General features: G+C 59.8%; 13 protein-coding genes and 1 tRNA gene. 6 read left to right on the forward strand and 8 right to left on the reverse strand.

The annotated features are described in order from the left end of the window. Position 1: 1 nt before the first annotated feature. The 4 genes from pncB to J7399_RS06885 form a co-directional block, all read right to left on the reverse strand. On the reverse strand, positions 2–1,294 hold the full coding sequence (pncB, locus tag J7399_RS06870) for a nicotinate phosphoribosyltransferase (protein ID WP_209084923.1): 1,293 nt from the start codon (positions 1,292–1,294) through the stop codon (positions 2–4). A gap of 128 nt (positions 1,295–1,422) precedes the next feature. Then, entirely contained in the window at positions 1,423–3,660 is a 2,238-nt protein-coding gene (locus tag J7399_RS06875; protein WP_209084924.1) for a PAS domain-containing hybrid sensor histidine kinase/response regulator, read from the reverse strand. A 68-nt stretch (positions 3,661–3,728) separates the two neighbouring features. After that, entirely contained in the window at positions 3,729–4,325 is a 597-nt protein-coding gene (pncA, locus tag J7399_RS06880) for a bifunctional nicotinamidase/pyrazinamidase (protein ID WP_209084925.1), read from the reverse strand. Between the two features lie 127 nt (positions 4,326–4,452). Then, a complete protein-coding gene (locus J7399_RS06885; protein ID WP_209084926.1) occupies positions 4,453–5,316 on the reverse strand; it encodes an N-formylglutamate amidohydrolase in 864 nt (287 codons plus the stop codon). Positions 5,317–5,463: 147 nt separating this feature from the next. On the opposite strand from J7399_RS06885, the gene J7399_RS06890 reads away from it, so the two are divergent. From J7399_RS06890 to J7399_RS06900, 3 genes are all read left to right on the forward strand, one after another. Beyond that, a tRNA-Val gene (locus J7399_RS06890) sits at positions 5,464–5,538 on the forward strand. Positions 5,539–5,614: 76 nt separating this feature from the next. Further along, positions 5,615–5,740 (forward strand): type B 50S ribosomal protein L36, encoded by a 126-nt coding sequence (gene ykgO, locus J7399_RS06895; RefSeq protein WP_008562923.1) that lies wholly within the window; start codon positions 5,615–5,617, stop codon positions 5,738–5,740. 308 nt (positions 5,741–6,048) lie between these two features. Beyond that, positions 6,049–7,359, forward strand: coding sequence for an FAD-dependent oxidoreductase (locus tag J7399_RS06900; RefSeq protein ID WP_209084927.1), 1,311 nt, complete (start codon positions 6,049–6,051; stop codon positions 7,357–7,359). Positions 7,360–7,533: 174 nt separating this feature from the next. Here J7399_RS06900 and J7399_RS06905 read toward each other — a convergent pair whose 3' ends face one another. The 4 genes from J7399_RS06905 to petA all read right to left on the reverse strand — a co-directional run bounded on the left by J7399_RS06905 (position 7,534) and on the right by petA (position 11,315). Then, a complete protein-coding gene (locus J7399_RS06905; RefSeq protein WP_209084928.1) occupies positions 7,534–8,412 on the reverse strand; it encodes a phosphotransferase in 879 nt (292 codons plus the stop codon). Between the two features lie 208 nt (positions 8,413–8,620). Continuing rightward, entirely contained in the window at positions 8,621–9,412 is a 792-nt protein-coding gene (locus tag J7399_RS06910; protein WP_209057807.1) for a cytochrome c1, read from the reverse strand. A gap of 14 nt (positions 9,413–9,426) precedes the next feature. Further along, positions 9,427–10,743 (reverse strand): cytochrome b, encoded by a 1,317-nt coding sequence (gene petB, locus J7399_RS06915; protein ID WP_209057808.1) that lies wholly within the window; start codon positions 10,741–10,743, stop codon positions 9,427–9,429. 11 nt (positions 10,744–10,754) lie between these two features. After that, positions 10,755–11,315: a ubiquinol-cytochrome c reductase iron-sulfur subunit gene (gene petA, locus J7399_RS06920; protein WP_209076002.1), complete on the reverse strand. Its 561-nt coding sequence runs from the start codon at positions 11,313–11,315 to the stop codon at positions 10,755–10,757. Between the two features lie 441 nt (positions 11,316–11,756). Here petA and J7399_RS06925 point away from each other — a divergent pair, with 441 nt between their 5' ends. From J7399_RS06925 to fdhF, 3 genes are all read left to right on the forward strand, one after another. After that, the gene (locus J7399_RS06925) at positions 11,757–12,641 is read left to right on the forward strand and encodes a LysR family transcriptional regulator (protein WP_209084929.1); all 885 of its coding nucleotides are present in this window, start codon (positions 11,757–11,759) and stop codon (positions 12,639–12,641) included. An 89-nt stretch (positions 12,642–12,730) separates the two neighbouring features. Then, a complete protein-coding gene (locus tag J7399_RS06930) occupies positions 12,731–14,422 on the forward strand; it encodes an NAD(P)H-dependent oxidoreductase subunit E (protein WP_209084930.1) in 1,692 nt (563 codons plus the stop codon). A 1-nt stretch (position 14,423) separates the two neighbouring features. Continuing rightward, entirely contained in the window at positions 14,424–17,210 is a 2,787-nt protein-coding gene (gene fdhF, locus J7399_RS06935) for a formate dehydrogenase subunit alpha (RefSeq protein ID WP_209076007.1), read from the forward strand. Positions 17,211–17,520: the final 310 nt, after the last annotated feature.

The raw sequence follows: 17,520 nt of genomic DNA on the forward strand, positions 1-17,520 counted from the left end.
CCTAAACAATCACGTCCATCTTATCCTGCTCCCCAACACTGAAGACGCGCTTGTAGCGGTCGATCTCTGCCTGTGGCCCCATCGCTTTGTTGGGGTTGTCAGAGAGTTTGACCGTGGGGCGGCCGTCTGCCTTGATGGCTTTGCAGACCAGTGAGAAGGGCGCGAGGCCGTCATCCGGGGTGAGGCCGCGGAAGTCGTTGGTGAGCAGGGTGCCCCAGCCAAAGGAAACACGCGCACGGCCGGCAAACTGGTTGTGCAGCTCGACAATCTTGTCGGTGTCCAGACCATCGGAGAAAATGATGAGCTTCTTGGTGGGGTCTTCGCCGCGCTCTTTCCACCAGCGGATCGCGGTTTCCGCGCCGGAAGCCGGATCGCCGCTGTCGATGCGGATGCCGGTCCAGCCTGCGAGCCAATCGGGCGCACGCTTCAGGAAGCCTTCGGTGCCATAGGTGTCTGGCAGGATGATGCGCAGGTTGCCGTCGTGCTCCTCATGCCAGTCTTCCAGCACCTGATAAGGCGCATGGGCCAGCTCTGCGTCGGAGTTGGCCAGCGCGGAGAAGACCATAGGCATTTCATGGGCGTTGGTGCCGATGGCCTCCAGATCGCGTTTCATGGCGATCAGGCAGTTGGAGGTGCCGATGAATTTGTCGCCCAGCCCCTCGCCCATGGCCTGCACGCACCAATCCTGCCAGAGGTAGGAGTGTCGGCGGCGGGTGCCAAAATCTGCGATGCGCAGATCAGGCAAGGTGCGCAGCTGTTCAATCTTTTCCCAGAGCTTGGTCATGGCGCGGGCATAGAGCACCTGCACCTCAAATTTGCGCATGTCATTCAGCGCGGCACGGCCGCGCAGCTCCATCAGCACCGCAAGGGCGGGGATTTCCCAGAGCATGACCTCATGCCATTTGCCCTCAAAGGTCAGCTCATATTGGCCGTCGCGCTTCTCCAGATGGTAATCCGGCAGGCGCATGTTCTCAAACCACTCCATGAAATCGGGGCGGAACATCTGGCGTTTGCCGTAGAAGGTGTTACCGCGCAGGAAGGTGCTTTCTCCGCGGGAGAGCGACAGCGACTGGATGTGATCGAGCTGTTCGCGCAGCTCCCCTTCGTCGATGAGGTCGGCAAGCCGCACTTTGGAGGAGCGGTTGATCAGGCTGAAGGTGACATGGGCATCAGGGCGATTGCGGAAAATCGACTGACACATCAGCAACTTGTAAAAGTCGTTGTCGATCAGAGACCGCACAATCGGGTCGATCTTCCATTTGTGGTTCCAGACGCGCGTAGCGATATCGACCATCTTTGCCGGCCCTCAAAGTCACTGATAACGCTGTTGATAACGAGAATTGCGAGGCGCTCCAAGCCCATAAGCGTTTGAGGCTTGGGGCGCGGGGTTGGGGAGAGCACTGGGCAGGTCTCTGGGCGGGACTAGGCGTCCAGTGGCTGAGAGCCGCGCGCCCGCAGGATATTGGCGAGTGTGTCCAACAACTCGGCCCGGCGCAGAGGCTTGCTCAGGAAGTCATCCATACCCGCCTCAATGCAGGCCGCGCGGTCGCTACTGTAAGCGTTGGCAGTGATGGCCACGATCTTGGGCTGTGTGATGCTGAGACGGCGGATTTCACGGGTGGCGTCGAGACCATCCATCACCGGCATGGACATGTCCATCAGCACGATGTCAGGCTCCTCTGAAATGACTTGCACAACCGCCTCAGAGCCGTCCCCCGCCACGTAGAGACGCAGGGGCAGGTCTTTCAGCATCTTCTTGATCAGCAGCTGATTGGTGCGATTGTCCTCTGCCAGAAGGACTTTCACCCCCTCAAACAGGCTCTTATCAAGGCCCGATTTGGCCGGATCCTGTATGATGTCAGGGGCACGTGCCGAGGGGATGGCCACATTGATGGTGAAACAGGAGCCAACGCCCAGCGTGCTGGTGGCGGTCACATCCCCGCCCATCATGCGCGCGAGTTGCCGAGAAATCGCCAGGCCAAGACCGGTGCCACCAAATTGGCGGGTGGTATCCTTGTCGGCCTGCTCAAACTGTTCAAACACATGCGGGAGCCGGTTGGTCGAAATGCCGATGCCTGTGTCCGTGACCTGAATGGTCAGGCCATCGCCCCCTTCACTTTGCGCCACTTCGACACTGACACTGCCAAATTCGGTGAATTTGATGGCGTTGCCGATAACGTTCAGCAAGATCTGGCGCAGACGCCCGTGATCACCCCACAAAAACTGGCGCAGGTCGTCCTGTATGTGGACATTGAGTGCCAGATTTCGGGCATCGGCCTGCGGCTGTAGCAGGTTCACAATATCCTGAATGAGCGCCTTCAGATCAAAGCGGGACGGGTTGATGGCCATGCTACCGCTTTGCAGTTTTGAGTAGTCCAGAATGTCGTTGATGATTGTAAGTAGCGCCTCAGAGGAATGGCGGATGGTCTGCACGTAGAGTGCCTGCTCCGGCTCCAGATTCGCATCAGACAGCAGATCCGCCATGCCAATGATGCCATTCATCGGCGTGCGGATTTCATGGCTCATATTGGCGAGGAAGATGGTTTTGGCCTGCTCTCCGATTTCTGCGGCGCGTTTGGCCTCCGCCAACTCTCGTTCATTCTGTTTCTGCAGCGTGATGTCGCGCTCAATGGAGACGCAGATTTCCAGCTCGCCTTTTTCGTCAAACACCGGGGCCACATTGCTTTCAACCCAATATGCCTCTCCGGATTTGGTGTAGTTCATATTGACTTTGCGGGCGGTCCGGCCAGCCATAATGCTCTCGCGCAAGCTGGCCTCCGCCTCGGGATCAGAGGCCGGGCCGTATTGGAACTCCGAAGGCCGCCGCCCCAACACCTCTTCCAAAGCGTAGCCCGAGCGCTTGGTGAAGGCAGGGTTGGCCCAGAGGATGCAGGCGTCTTTATCCAGCATCAAAACACCTTCGGCGGCGTTTTCCGGGATGGAGAGAAGACGCCGTGTTTCCCGCTGTTGCGCCAGCAAAGAGGCGTTGGCCTTGGCAAGCGCCAGCGCCTGTTGGATCTGCTGGCGTTTTTGCTGCAAATCGCCAAAGCGGACCTTGGTGACATAGTTCACAAAGGGCAGCATCGCATATGCCACCAGCAGTGTGGCGCAGATATTGATAAGGAGCGGCACGCCCTCCTGTCGCCCAGTGTAAATGTCGCTGAGAAACAGCAGCACAATGGCAAGGCCAAAGACCACAATACGTACCGTCGCTGCAGCGCGGTGGTAAGAATACGCCATGATCGCGTTGATAGACGCCGCAATGAGATAGCTGAGGCAGAGCAACAGCCCGACTTCGCCCGGCAGGGATGTCCACATCACGGAAACAAAAACCGCGAGACCCGCCGCCTGAGCAAAGGCGCTGAGAGTGGACAGGCGTTCGATGCGCTGGATCGACACCCCGGCTTTCAGACGTGCCTTGATTTTGCGTAGAATCAGCAGGTCGATCGCATCTCCGACAAGTGCGGCGGCGAGTGCTGTGAGACCCAGTTGGAGAGATGCAGCCGCCATGATCAAGGTTGCACCAAGAACCTCGACCACCAGCCGGCTGGTCGCGTAGCGGCGTCGGCCGCGCGCATAGCGCTGCAATCTACCAGACCGAGTGTTTTTCCGGTCAAATGCTGCGAGCGCCTGCCTCAGTTCCAATATACCCGCTGACATACGCTTACTCCCAAAGGCAACGTATTATGCGTGGCGGTAAAAGGTTAATAAATTTCAAATCGTTAATGCTATATAAGAGACACACCAATAGATTGTAGTGTATTCCGAGCGGAGGCTAAAGATCCATCTAAATCAATGCCGCGACAAAGTGCCTCTTCCACCGTGACATCAAAGCCCAACCGCGCGGCATCCTGTGCCGAAAAATTCACACAGAAATCCGTGGCCAGCCCCACCAGTGTCAGCGCGGTGATCCCGCGGGTGCGCAGGTAGCCTTCAAGCCCGGTTGGGGTGGTCTGGTCGTTTTCAAAAAAGGCGGAATAGCTGTCGATGGCTGGGTTCATGCCTTTGCGGATGATCAGATCGGCCCGATCCACATCCAGCCTGTTATGAAACGCCGCGCCCGCGCTGCCCTGCACGCAGTGATCCGGCCACAGCACCTGCGGGCCATAGGGCATCTCAACCAGATCATAAGGCGCTTTGCCTGCGTGGCTGCTGGCAAAGGAGGAATGGCCTGCGGGATGCCAATCCTGTGTCAGCACCACCGTGTCAAAGGCGGCCATCCGTGCGTTGATGCCTGCCACGATCAGGTCACCTTCGGGCACCGCCAATGCGCCGCCGGGGCAAAAGTCGTTCTGGACATCGATCACGATCAGGGCGCTGGACATGGCTCTCTCCTCTGGTTTGCGCGCAATCTGACGAAGCCTGCACGTAAGGTCAATGAAAGCGCGGCGTCAGAGGGAATCAGAGAGCCTCAGCAGGGATGTGTGAAACGCCGGTGGGCCGCTGGCGCGCTTATTCGGCGGCCAGATCCTGCTCCGGTGCCGCGCCGATCTCGGAGATCTCTGCAATGACACTCCGCAGCCGTGTGCGGAAGCTGTCGAACTCCGGCAGCGGCTCGATCCGCGCCTCATCCATATAGAGCGCGCGGTCAATCTCGACCTGAATAGCGTGCTGGCGGCGGTGCGGGCGGCCGTATTGCTGGGTCACATAGGCGCCGGCAAAAGGCGTGTTGCGCGACACGGTGAAACCCGCGCGCACAAAGGCGGCCTCGATCCGGTCCACGATCTCCACATCCGCAGCCGCGCCAAAGCGATCGCCAAGCACGATCTCGGGCGCATTACCGCTGCGGCGGGCGGCTCCGGCGACGGCCTCATGGGGCATGGAGTGGCAATCAATGAGAATCGCTTCGCCAAATTGATTGTGCGCGGCGGCGAGGAGACTCGTAAGCGCGCGGTGATAGGGCCGCCAGTAGTGCTCCACCCGGTGATCGGCCTCGGTCCGGCTCATTTTCCCGTGATAGATCGCCCGCCCATTGGCCACCACGCGGGGAATCACCCCAAGTCCGGAGGCGACTCGCGGATTGTGGCCCACCTTGCGCACGCCTTGGATCAGCGCAGGATCAAGTTCTTCGGCCGCGCGGTTGAGATCCAGCAATGCGCGGGGGGCATTGGCCACCAGAAACGGCGCGCCAAAGCACGGGGCATCCGCAAACAGCTGATCCACAAAGGCATCCTCTGAAGAGCGAATCGTATGCGCGTTGAGCAGGGAACGCTGGATAAACCACTCAGGATAGTCATTGCCGCTGTGCGGAGAGGCAAAAACCACCGATGTCCGGCATGATTCAGGGGCAAAAATGTGATAAGCCTGCGTTTGCATCGTCTCTCCTGTTCCAACAAATTATAGACGCAAAAATTACTGTGCCAAAAGCCCTTGATCCCCCCCGCGACTCCTTTTATAGAAGCCGCCACCGGCGCGGATTTCCGCGCCCCTTTCATTAGGGGTCAGGACGTATACGTCGGTAAAGGGCGATTAGCTCAGCGGTAGAGCACTTCGTTGACATCGAAGGGGTCACTGGTTCGATCCCAGTATCGCCCACCATGAATTCATCGCCTCTCTGAGGAGAGGTCCCGTAACCCCAGGCGCAATGCAGCGCCGCGAAATGAGGAGAAGACCCATGAAGGTCAAGAACTCGCTCCGCTCGCTCAAGAACCGGCACCGTGATTGCCGCGTTGTGCGCCGCAAGGGCCGCGTTTACGTGATCAACAAGACCCAGCGTCGCTTCAAAGCACGTCAGGGCTAAGTCGCAGGACTTGCATCACAGAGTTGAAGAAGCCGCCTTTTTGGGCGGCTTTTTTGTGTTTGGGGTTCGGGTACTCGCTGAGGGATCAGCAGAAGGGCTCTGCCCTCGTCCCAAGCAAGTTGGGACTTCACCCGGGATACTTTGAGAATGAGAAGATATTGGCAGGATGGCAGACGACTGCCCTCTGGCAACGGTTGGCGGACAGCCGCGCCACCTATTGTCTGACATTCTGCTTGACTGCGGCGCGCTGTGGGGCGTCTTTTTCCCAAAAGGCGCAGGCGCCGGGTTTTTAAGGCGGGGAATAGAAATTGGCCAAAGACAGTGTTCAGACCGATGTGCTGGTGATTGGGGGCGGAACGGCGGGCTTCGGGGCCGCGATTGCGGCGGCACGGCAGGGGCTTGCGGTGACGCTTCTGGAGGCGACCTATAAGGTGGGCGGCGTGATGGCCTTTTGCCCCGGCATGCCCTGGGGTGGGGCCTACCCGATGGACCGCATCATTGGCGGGCTGATCGAGGAGCTGACCGACCGGCTGGCCGCAATGGATCCGCCTGCCGCGGAAAAACGCGCCTGCACGCTGGAGAATTTCGGGCCTGAGATCATCTATGACCACGACGTGGCCACCCTGACCATGTTCGAGATGCTGGAAGAGGCCGCTGTGCAGGTCCGGCTGGGGGCGATGGCCATCGCGCCGGAGATGGCGGGCCACAGCATTTCCGCCGTGCAGTGTTGTGACCGGCACGGGCCGTTCACGGTGAAACCCAAGATCGTCATTGATTGTTCGGGAGATGGCGACATTTCCGCCAAGGCGGGGGTGCCTTACGCCTTGGGCGATGCTTCAGGCAATATGATGGCGGTGACCATATCGTTTTTCATGATGGGGGTGGACTGGGACCGCGCCTTTGCCGATCCCGATCCCTATTTTCAGGCGTATGCGGCCAAAGGCATTGCCGAGGGGCGGCTGCACGCGGATCTGGCGCAGCTTTACCTGATGCGCGGGTTTCATCCAGGGACGGTGTTTTGCAATTCGGTGCATGTGCGGGGCGTGGACGGCACGGATCCCGTGGCGGTGGCTGCCGCGACTCAGGAAGGGCGCAGACGGTGCCATCAGCTGGCGCAGTTCCTGCAAAGCGATGTGCCCGGATTTGCTGGGGCGCATATGGCAATGCTGTCGCCGACGGTCGGGGTGCGCGAGACCCGCAAGCTGCAAGGGGTTTACCGGTTGACCGGCGCGGATCTGGCCCGCGCCACCAAGTTTGCCGATGGCATTGTGGCCTGTGACAACCCGGTGGATGATGTGATGCGCGCCGAAGGGGAGATGACCCATCACGCTGCGCTTGAGGCCGGGCAGTTTTACACCATCCCGTTTCGCGCGCTTTTGCCTGAACGCATTCCCAACCTGATGTTTGCCGGGCGGAATCTGTCGGCGGATCCGGTGGCCTTTGCCTCGGTGCGCGGCATGCCGCAATGCATGGCCATGGGACAGGCCACCGGCACGGCAGCGGCGCTGGCATTGCACGCCAATGTGCCGGTGCAGGAGGTGCCCCACGCGCAGCTTCTGCAATTGTTGCAGGAGCAGGGGCTTAACCGGCTGGGGACAGCGGAGCTGGCTGCGGAGTGAGGGGGTGAAGCGGGGGTTTTGGGGGCGCTGCCCCTGCCACCGCAAGCGGTGGCTTCCCCGGGATATTTTGGGAATGAGAAGCTTGGGGGGGCTTGGCTTGGTACGCGAGAGGGCTCCGGGCCTTCCATGATCTGCTGCGGGCGAATGGGAAGCAGACTTAGGGTTTTGGGGCTTTCACACGAGTGGCGGGATACCGTTGGCAGTCCAAGAGCGGATCAGCGCTGCTGCTTTGTCGCCAACCACATGTCCGACCGGCCTTGAGGCCAGATCGCTCAGAGCAATCATATCCAGAACCCGTGCCTGCTGTTGCCATTCCTCGGTGGTCAGAGGGGCGGCATCCTCAAAGGCTTTGACAAAAGAACGCAGGAAACCTTTGGGATATTCCGAGGCAAACCGGCAGAAATTACCAACATCGGCAAATGGGCAGCCTGAATGGGCAAATTCCCAGTCAATGAAAGCTTTGAGCTTCCAGCCCCCGTCGACGCGGTCCACGATGATATTCTTCGGGTTCATATCCGAGTGCACCAAGCGGCTGATCTGGTTCAGAGGGGTCAATATCTCGAAGTTTTGTGCGCACTGCGCCTTCCATCTCTCTGTCTCAGAAGAGGTGAAACGCCCTGACTTGCTGAGCCATTCTGCACAAAGCGGTGCCAGTTGATGCGCTTGTGGAAGGGTTTTGCCTACCGACAGATCGCCGTCTGTGAAAAACCCGGAACGGTCAAACTCAACGGTCCCAATCGCGGCAGCGGATTGGCCAAGCTGGGCGGCCAGCGCTTCGCCTTCACCCGCAGCGATGCCCGCGCGGAGAAGCTCTTCCAAGGTCTGGCCTTCGACGAACTCAGAAACCAAAAACCCAGCGCCACAGGCAATGACCTCCGGAACAGGGACAACGGTTTTTGACCGGCTTAGAATCGCGGCTTCAATGTGGGAGTGGGCGCCTCCGAAGCGCAGGACGACGCGCCTGTTGTCTGCACAGGTGACCAGCCAGGTCTCCCGAGAGTGTCCGCCTGAGAGCGCCTGTGCCGAGGCGACCGAGATGTCCATATCAGACATAATGGCCGCTATTCTTGAAAGGTCAGTCATACCTGTTGATGCCCTTTTTCAGGTGCGATGGGTAGGTGGGGCCAGCGCTTGAACCAGCGCAACCAAGGGCGACCTCAGCCTAAACATGCCTGGCGCGAAGCCATCACAGCGACTCTAAAACAAAAAACGCCGCCAACTTTCGTTGACGGCGTCTTTCTTATCTTGCTCAGGTCAGGCCTTAGAGGTCCAGTTTTTTGCCTTTGACCGGCGCCCAGAGCTTTTTGTTGGTCAGGTAGAGCAATGTGCTCAGAACCACCAGGAACAGAACCCCGGTCAGACCGGCTTGCTTGCGGGCCATCATCTTGGGTTCTGCGGCCCACATCAGGAAGGCGGAGACGTCTTCGGCTTCGTGGTGCAGGGAGTTGGAGTGGCCGTCGGCATACTCAACATCCTCACCGTAAAGCGGCGGCGCCATGGCGATCCATCCACCCGGGAAGGCGGTGTTCTCATAGAAGGTGGTGCCCGCTTCCTCTTTTTCCTCACCGGTGTAACCGGTCAGGATCGAGGCGATATATTCCGGGCCACCCATGCCTTTGACCAGCTGGTTGATCCCGGTGCCGTAAGGGCCGTGGAAACCGGCGCGGGCCTTGGCCATCAGGCTGAGGTCCGGTGCGCTTTCCAGACCACTTTCAGGGAAGTAGTCGGTTGGTTTGCGTGGGCGGTCGTCATCCAGCTCAGGGTCATAGATGTCAAACTGCGCCGCGTAAGCGCGCACCTGATCTTCGGGCAGGTGCGGGCCGCCCTCGTCTGCGAGCGTGCGCAGGGGCACGTAGCGCATCCCGTGGCAGGCCGAGCAGACCTCGGTGTAGACCTGAAGGCCGCGCTGCAGCTGGTTCTGGTCAAATTTGCCGAACGGGCCTTCGAAGGAGAAGTCCACATCGTGAATGTGGCCCGCGCCGCCTGCGGCCATGGCACCACCTGCTGACAGGGACAGTGCCGCGAATGCGATAATGCTAAGCTTCTTAAGCATGGCTGTTGTCCTTATTACTCGGCAGGCTTGATGTCATAATGGGCGTTGAAGTCTTCCTCGATGGTCGCCGGCGGAGTTGTCGGCTTCTCGATGATACCCAGAAGCGGCATGATCACGAGGAAGTAGGCAAACCAGTAGGCAGACGCCACCAGAGAGATCCAGTCATAGGGGAACTTGGCTTCCTGAGCACCGACCCACATCAGAACGATGAAGTCGACAACCAGCAGCGCGTACCACCATTTGAACATCGGACGGAAGCGGCCGGAGCGGACACGGGAGGTGTCGAGCCAAGGCAGCAGCGCCATCACGATGATCGCACCAAACATCGCCAGAACACCGAAGAATTTCGCATCGATGATGCCACCGGTGATCCAGTTCACGGCCATCACAACCCAAACGTCGGCGGTGAAGGCACGCAGGATCGCGTAGAACGGCAGGAAGTACCATTCAGGCACGATGTGTGCCGGTGTCGCCAGCGGGTTCGCTTCGATGTAGTTGTCCGGGTGGCCGAGGTAGTTTGGCATGAAGCCAACAACCGCGAAGAAGATGGTGACAACAATTGCCAGACCTACGAGATCTTTGATCACGAAGTAGGGCCAGAATGGCAGCGTGTCTTTCTGGGCTTCTTCTTTGGAGCCGCGACGCACGTCAACACCGGTTGGGTTGTTGTTGCCGGTGGTGTGGAACGCCCAGATGTGGACGATCACCAGAGCAGCAATCACAAACGGCAGCAGATAGTGCAGCGAGAAGAAGCGGTTCAGGGTGGCGTTGTCCACCGCAGGGCCGCCGAGCAGGAAGGTCTGCAGCCCTTCACCCACAAACGGGATCGCGCCAAACAGGCCAGTGATCACGGTCGCACCCCAGAAGGACATCTGACCCCAGGGCAGAACGTAGCCCATGAAGCCGGTGGCCATCATCAACAGGTAGATGATCATGCCGACGATCCATGTGATTTCACGCGGCGCCTTGTAGGAGCCGTAATACATGCCACGGAAGATGTGGATGTAGACCGCAAAGAAGAACAGCGACGCGCCGTTCATGTGGATGTAACGCAGCATATGGCCGCCGTTCACATCGCGCATGATGTGCTCGATGGAGGCAAAGGCCAGATCAACGTGTGGGGTGTAGTGCATCACCAGAACGATGCCGGTGACAATTTGCAGCGCCAGGCAGAAAGCCAGAACGATGCCCCAGATCCACCACCAGTTCAGGTTCTTGGGGGTCGGGATCATGATGGTGTCGTAAATCAGGCCAATCACCGGCAGGCGGCTTTCAACCCATTTTGCGCCCTTAGACTTGGGCTCGTAATGATCGTGTGGAATTCCGGACATGATCGCGTTCCTTATCCTAGAACCAGTTCGCTGCCTTCAAAGCGGGCGAGCGGAACATGCAGGTTTTGGGGGGCCGGACCTTTGCGAATGCGGCCGGAAGTGTCGTAGTGGGAGCCGTGGCATGGGCAGAACCAGCCGCCGAACTCACCCGCGCCGTCGCCCAGAGGCACACAGCCAAGGTGGGTACACACACCCATCATGACGAGCCATTCGCCGGTTTCATCCATCGCGCGGTTTTCATCCGCAGCGTCGGTGCCGGGCTTGTTGGCGTTCTGGCTGGTGGCGTCGATGGTCAGGTCTTCCAGAGCAACCGCACGGGCCGCGTCGATCTCATCCTGCGTACGGCGACGGATAAAGACCGGCTTACCAAGCCACTTCACGGTCAGCTGGGTGCCTGGCTCAATGCCCGAAATATCCACGCGAATCGAGGACAGCGCCCGCACATCCGCGGAGGGGTTCATCTGATTGACCAGTGGCCAGACGGCTGCACCGGCAGTGACTGCGCCTGCGCCAGCGGTGGCGTAGTAGAGAAAGTCTCTGCGGGTGCCTTCGTGATCTTCTGCGTGGGACACGAGGTTCCTCCATTAAGCGACCGCAACAGCGGCCTATAAATACTTTCCGGCCACGGTTGCCCGCAGCCTTTCATGGGCGGTTTTTAACGAAGGTGGTGCAACCCGTCCAGCGCGCAGTCACATCAGGAGGCGCATCGCGGCTCTGTGTCGCGCTTAACAGAAGATTGAGAGTGGCGCGAATGTCGCACATTCTGCTGGAACCTCTTACTTAGGCGCTGTCTGAGCCGCCTCAAGGGGCGGGTGCGAAAATTCTGAAGAATCGCCAAAACCGCTGAAATTCATGGGTTTTGACGCGGTTTCCATGGGTTTTGCGCGGCGAGGACATGCCGCAGCCCTCTGCGCTGCAGGTCGCTCAGAGGCCAAGTCGATTCGCGTTTGACTGGCTCCAATGACGCAAAGCGGCTAGTGCTTGCAGTGTCGCTCACTTCGGAGATCTGCGCCGTGATTAGCCTGAAAGACCTCGAATTTCTCACCTCACTGGCACGTCACGGGCATTTTGCGCGCGCCGCTGAGGAGTGTGGCGTCTCGCAACCGGCCTTCAGCATGCGCATTCGCAAACTGGAAGAGCGGCTCAATGCGGCGATTGTGAAACGGGGCAACCGGTTTCAGGGGTTCACCCCCGAGGGTGAGGCGCTGATGCGGCACGCCCGCAAGATCATGGACGGGATGAAACTGCTGGAAGAGGAGTTCCGCTCCGCCGGGGGCGAGGTCACCGGTCAGCTCTCGCTTGCGGTGATCCCCACCGCCGTGGGATTTGCCGCGCAGGCCGTGGGGCAGTTGCGCGCCGCCCACCCCGCGATCACGGTGCGGCTGCAAACGGCCTCCTCGCTGACCATCCAGCAGGGGCTGGAAAAGCGCGTGTTTGATGCGGGCATCACCTATGGCGAGGGCGTCTCCCCAGAGATGATGCGGGTCGAGCCGCTCTATGAAGAGCGCTATGTTCTGGTGGCACCAAAGGCGCTGGCGCCACGTAAAACCGGCACGGCGACATGGGCGGAGGCGGCGGAATTGCCCCTGAGCCTGCTTGAGCCGAGTATGCAGAACCGGCGCATTCTGGATTTGGTGTTTCGCGACGTGGGTGTGGTGCCCTCTGTGGTGGCGGAGACCGGCGAATTCACTTCTTCACTGCTGATGGCTGCAAACGGTGTGGCGGCCACCGTGATTCCCGAAGGATTGCTGCACAGTCTGGGTGAAATGCAGGACATCGTAGCCCTGCCTCTGGGCGATCCTGCGGTGGAAAAGAACGTCAGTTTGGTCACGCCACACCGGCTTCCGGGGCTGTCTACGGTGGAAGCTTTACGTACCGTCCTCAAGCTGAATTCATGATAAGCAATGCTTATCTAAGGATAAGAAATGCCTGATTGATCATCAGTCTTTGTGATGTCACCCTATGTCGATCTGGTAGGGAGAGCACTATGGTACCGCTGGACGATTCAAAAGGCGTTTGGAAAAAGAAGGGCACCGGCAAATCACGCCGTACGCCCAAAGGCCGTCAGGTGGATGATTCCGCCTTAAACGAAATACAGGCGCTGCTGGGCGACAGGCCACGCCGCCGCGATCTGCTGATCGAATTTCTGCATCTGATTCAGGATAGTTACGGACATCTGTCCGCAGCGCATATCCGTGCGTTGGGCGAAGAGATGCGTCTGGCGCAGTCAGAGATCTATGAGGTGGCGACATTCTATGCGCACTTCGATGTGGTGGCCGAGGATGAGACCCCGCCCCCTGCCCTGACGATTCGCGTGTGTGATTCGCTGTCCTGCGAATTGGCCGGTGCCGAGCAGCTGCGCAAAGCGCTCGAAATCGGCATGGACCCGTCGGAGGTGCGTGTGCTGCGCGCGCCTTGCATGGGCCGCTGTGACACAGCGCCTGTGGTCGAAGTGGGCCACAACCACATTCTGCATGCCACCCATGAAAAGGTGAACGCCGCGATCCATGCCGGGGAAACCCATCCGCAGATCGGCGACTACCAAGGGCTGGCGGAATATAAGGCTGATGGCGGCTATCAGACCCTGCGCGCCCTGCGTGAGAACGGCAATTGGGAAGAGGTGCAGGAGCAGATCAAAGAAGCTGGCCTGCGTGGCCTTGGTGGTGCGGGCTTCCCGTCCGGCACCAAATGGGGCTTTGTGCGCGCCAACCCCGGCCCCCGCTATCTGGCGGTGAACGGGGATGAGGGCGAACCCGGCACCTTCAAGGACCGCCACCATCTTGAGCGCAACCCGCATATGTTCCTTGAGGGCATGCTGATTGCGGCCTGGGCTGTGGAAGCGGCGACCTGCTTTATCTACATGCGCGACGAGAACCCCGGTGTGATCAAGATCCTGAAAAAGGAGATCGCGCATCTGGTGGAAGAAGGCATCGTGGCCGAAGACTACATCGACGTACGTCGCGGCGCGGGTGCCTATATCTGCGGCGAAGAAAGCGCGATGATCGAATCGATCGAAGGCAAGCGTGGCCTGCCGCGTCACCGCCCGCCGTTTGTGGCGCAGGTCGGCATCTTCAACCAGCCAACCCTCGTGCACAATGTGGAGACCCTGTACTGGGTGGCGCGGATTGCCCGTTTTGGCCCACAGGTGCTGAATTCCGTCGAAAAGAACGGCCGCAAGGGTCTGCGCAACTATTCGGTGTCCGGCCGTGTGGCGGAACCGGGTGTGTACCTGCTGCCAGCGGGTTCCACCATTGATGACATCATTGAAGCGGCGGGCGGCATGGCAGAGGGCCATGTCTTCAAAGCCTATCAGCCCGGTGGCCCGTCCTCCGGTCTGCTGCCAGCATCCCTGAATGATGTGCCGCTGGATTTTGACACGCTGCAACCGCTTGGCACCTTCATCGGCTCTGCTGCTGTGGTTGTGCTGTCTGATCAGGACAGCGCCAAAGATGCGGCTCTAAACATGCTCAAATTCTTTGAGGATGAGAGCTGTGGCCAATGTACCCCCTGCCGCACCGGTTGTGAAAAAGCGGTGAAGCTGATGCAGGCGGACAGTTGGGATCAGCCGCTTCTGGAAGATCTGTGTCAGGTGATGGGCGATGCCTCCATCTGTGGTCTTGGGCAGGCGGCCCCCAACCCGATCCGCCTTGTGATGAAACACTTTGGGGAGGAGATCTGAGATGGCTGACGGTGCACAACTGAACATGGTGACCTTCTCTCTGAACGGCAAAGATGTGACCGTGCCGGAAGGCACAACGATCTGGGAAGCCGCCAATGGCGACGGCTTTGTGATCCCGCATCTGTGCCACAAACCGGCCAAGGGCTATCGTCCGGACGGCAACTGCCGCGCCTGTGTGGTGGAAGTGGAAGGCGAGCGCACGCTTGTGGCCTCCTGTATCCGCCCCGCCAGCGACGGCATGGTGGTCCACACCGAAAGCACCCGCGCCAAGAAGGCCCGCGAGATGGTGATCGAGCTTCTGGCTGCGGATCAGCCAGAGGTGAAGCACGACGCCAGCAGCCATTTTGGCGCGATGGCGGCGCAAGTTGGGGTGGAACAGTCTCGATTCCCGGCCAAAGCGCCTGAGGCGGTGCCGCTGCTGGATGCCTCTCACGTGGCGATGAGCGTCAATCTGGATGCCTGCATCCACTGCAACCTCTGTGTGCGGGCCTGCCGCGAGGTTCAGGTGAATGACGTTATTGGCATGAGCGGGCGCGGCGCGTCTTCTCAGATCGTGTTTGACCAGAACGACCCGATGGGCGGCTCAAGCTGTGTGGCCTGTGGCGAATGTGTTCAGGCCTGCCCGACCGGCGCCCTGATGCCAGCCACAATGCTGGATGAAACCGGCGCGGGTGACAGCGCGGACTATGACCGCGAAGTCGAAAGCGTCTGCCCCTATTGCGGTGTTGGCTGCCAGATCAAGTTCAAGGTCAAAGACGACAAGATCAAATATGTCGAAGGCATTGACGGACCGGCCAATGAAAACCGGCTCTGCGTCAAAGGGCGCTTCGGATTTGACTATATTGAGCACCCCCACCGACTGACCAAGCCGCTGATCCGTCGCGACGACGCGCCAGCCAAAGGTCTGAACGTGGATCCGGGCAATCTGATGACCCATTTCCGCGAAGCAAGCTGGGAAGAGGCGCTGGATGCGGCGGCCGGTGGGCTGTCAAAGCTGCGCGCAGAAAAAGGCACGAATGTTGCCGGATTCGGCTCTGCCAAATGCTCCAACGAAGAAGCCTATCTGTTCCAGAAACTGATCCGTCAGGGCTTTGGTCACAACAACGTGGACCACTGCACCCGACTGTGTCACGCCTCCTCGGTGGCAGCACTTCTGGAGAACGTCGGCTCCGGCGCGGTGACGGCCACCTTCAACGAGATCGAAAACGCGGATGTGGCGATCACCATCGGCTGTAACCCGATCGAGAACCACCCGGTTGCGGCGACCTACTTCAAGCAGTTCACCAAACGCGGTGGCAAGCTGATCGTCTGTGACCCGCGCGGCGTGGGGCTTGGGCGCTATGCCTCCCACAAGCTGCAGTTCAAGCCGGGCGCGGATGTCTCCATGCTGAACGCGATCATGCATGTGATCGTGGAAGAAGAGCTTTATGATGAGGCCTATATCTCGCAGTTCACCGAGAACTGGGAAGAGATGAAAGCCCATTTGAAGGACTTCAGCCCGGAAGCGATGGAGCCGATCTGTGGCATCGATCCTGAGCTGCTGCGCGACGCGGCACGCACCTTTGCCAACGGCAAGGCCGGCATGATCTTCTGGGGTATGGGCGTCAGCCAGCACATCCACGGCACCGACAATGCCCGCTGCCTGATCAGCCTTGCGCTGATGACCGGCAATGTGGGCAAGCCGGGCGCCGGTCTGCACCCGCTGCGTGGTCAGAACAACGTGCAGGGCGCCTCTGATGCGGGCCTGATCCCGATGTTCCTGCCGGACTATCAGTCGGTGATGGACGACGGTGTGCGTTCGGCCTTCACCAAGGTCTGGGAAAGCGAGGACTTCTCCAACCAGAAGGGTCTGACCGTGGTTGAGATCATGGATGCAATCCATGAAGGCGACATCAAGGGCATGTATATCCTCGGGGAAAACCCGGCGATGTCTGACCCGGATGTGGATCACGCCCGTGCCGCTCTGGCCAAGCTTGACCATCTGGTGGTGCAGGACATCTTCCTGACCGAGACCGCCAACTATGCCGATGTGATCCTGCCAAGCTCTGCCTGGTATGAGAAATCCGGCACGGTGACCAACACCAACCGTCAGGTCCAGATGGGCCGCCCTGTCACCCCGCCTCCGGGCGAGGCGAAGGAAGACTGGTGGATCGAGGTCGAGCTGGCCAAACGTCTGGGTCTGGACTGGTCTTACACGCACCCCAAAGAGGTGTTTGCCGAGATGAAGCTCAACATGGGCAGCCTCGACAACATCACCTGGGAGCGTCTGGAAGGCCAAGCGGTGACCTACCCGTCGCTGAGCCCGGAAGATCCCGGTCAGGCGATTGTGTTTGGCGATGGCTTCCCGCGCGAAAGCAAGCGTGCGCGCTTCACACCGGCGTCGGTGATTGCACCGGATGACACCCAGAGCGATGAGTATCCGATGGTGCTGATCACAGGGCGTCAGCTGGAGCACTGGCACACCGGGTCGATGACCCGCCGCGCCACCACGCTGGATGCGCTGGAACCGGAGGCGAATTGTTCGCTGCACCCCTCCACCCTGCGCAAGCTGGGCGTGGAGCCGGGTGAATACCTCACGCTGTCCACCCGTCGCGGTTCTGTCACCGTGATGGCGCGGGCCGACCGTGCGGTGGCGCCGGACAACGTGTTCCTGCCCTTTGCTTATGTGGAAGCGGCGGCCAACATCCTGACCAACGCGGCGCTGGACCCCTACGGGAAAATCCCGGAGTTCAAATTCTCCGCCGTGAAAGTCGAGAAAGCCGAAACGCCGACCATCGCGGCAGAGTAAAACTCAGGGCATCGCCCGTCCGCGGGTGGGCGATGCTCCCTTCTGTTCAGCGCGCTTTATGTATCCGCGCTCTGAACCCTTAAAGCGTCGTCCTTAAAATCTGAAAAGCTTGGTCTCCGCCAAAACGCAGGCGGCGAAGCCGACCAGCCCCCGACCCTCCCCACGGGAGGGGGCTTCACCCCCACCCAGGGTCGGGGGCCGGTCTATGTGACCCGTTCCAGTCGTTGCAGATCTGTGGGACGTTGACCTAGAATGTGTCTCTAACATTACAAAATCGCCCGCCCATAGGGGCGGATGGGCGATGCCCGGC

Origin of the sequence: Shimia sp. R9_1 (genome assembly GCF_017743775.1) — a bacterium.
In the GTDB taxonomy this organism is placed as follows: domain Bacteria; phylum Pseudomonadota; class Alphaproteobacteria; order Rhodobacterales; family Rhodobacteraceae; genus Shimia.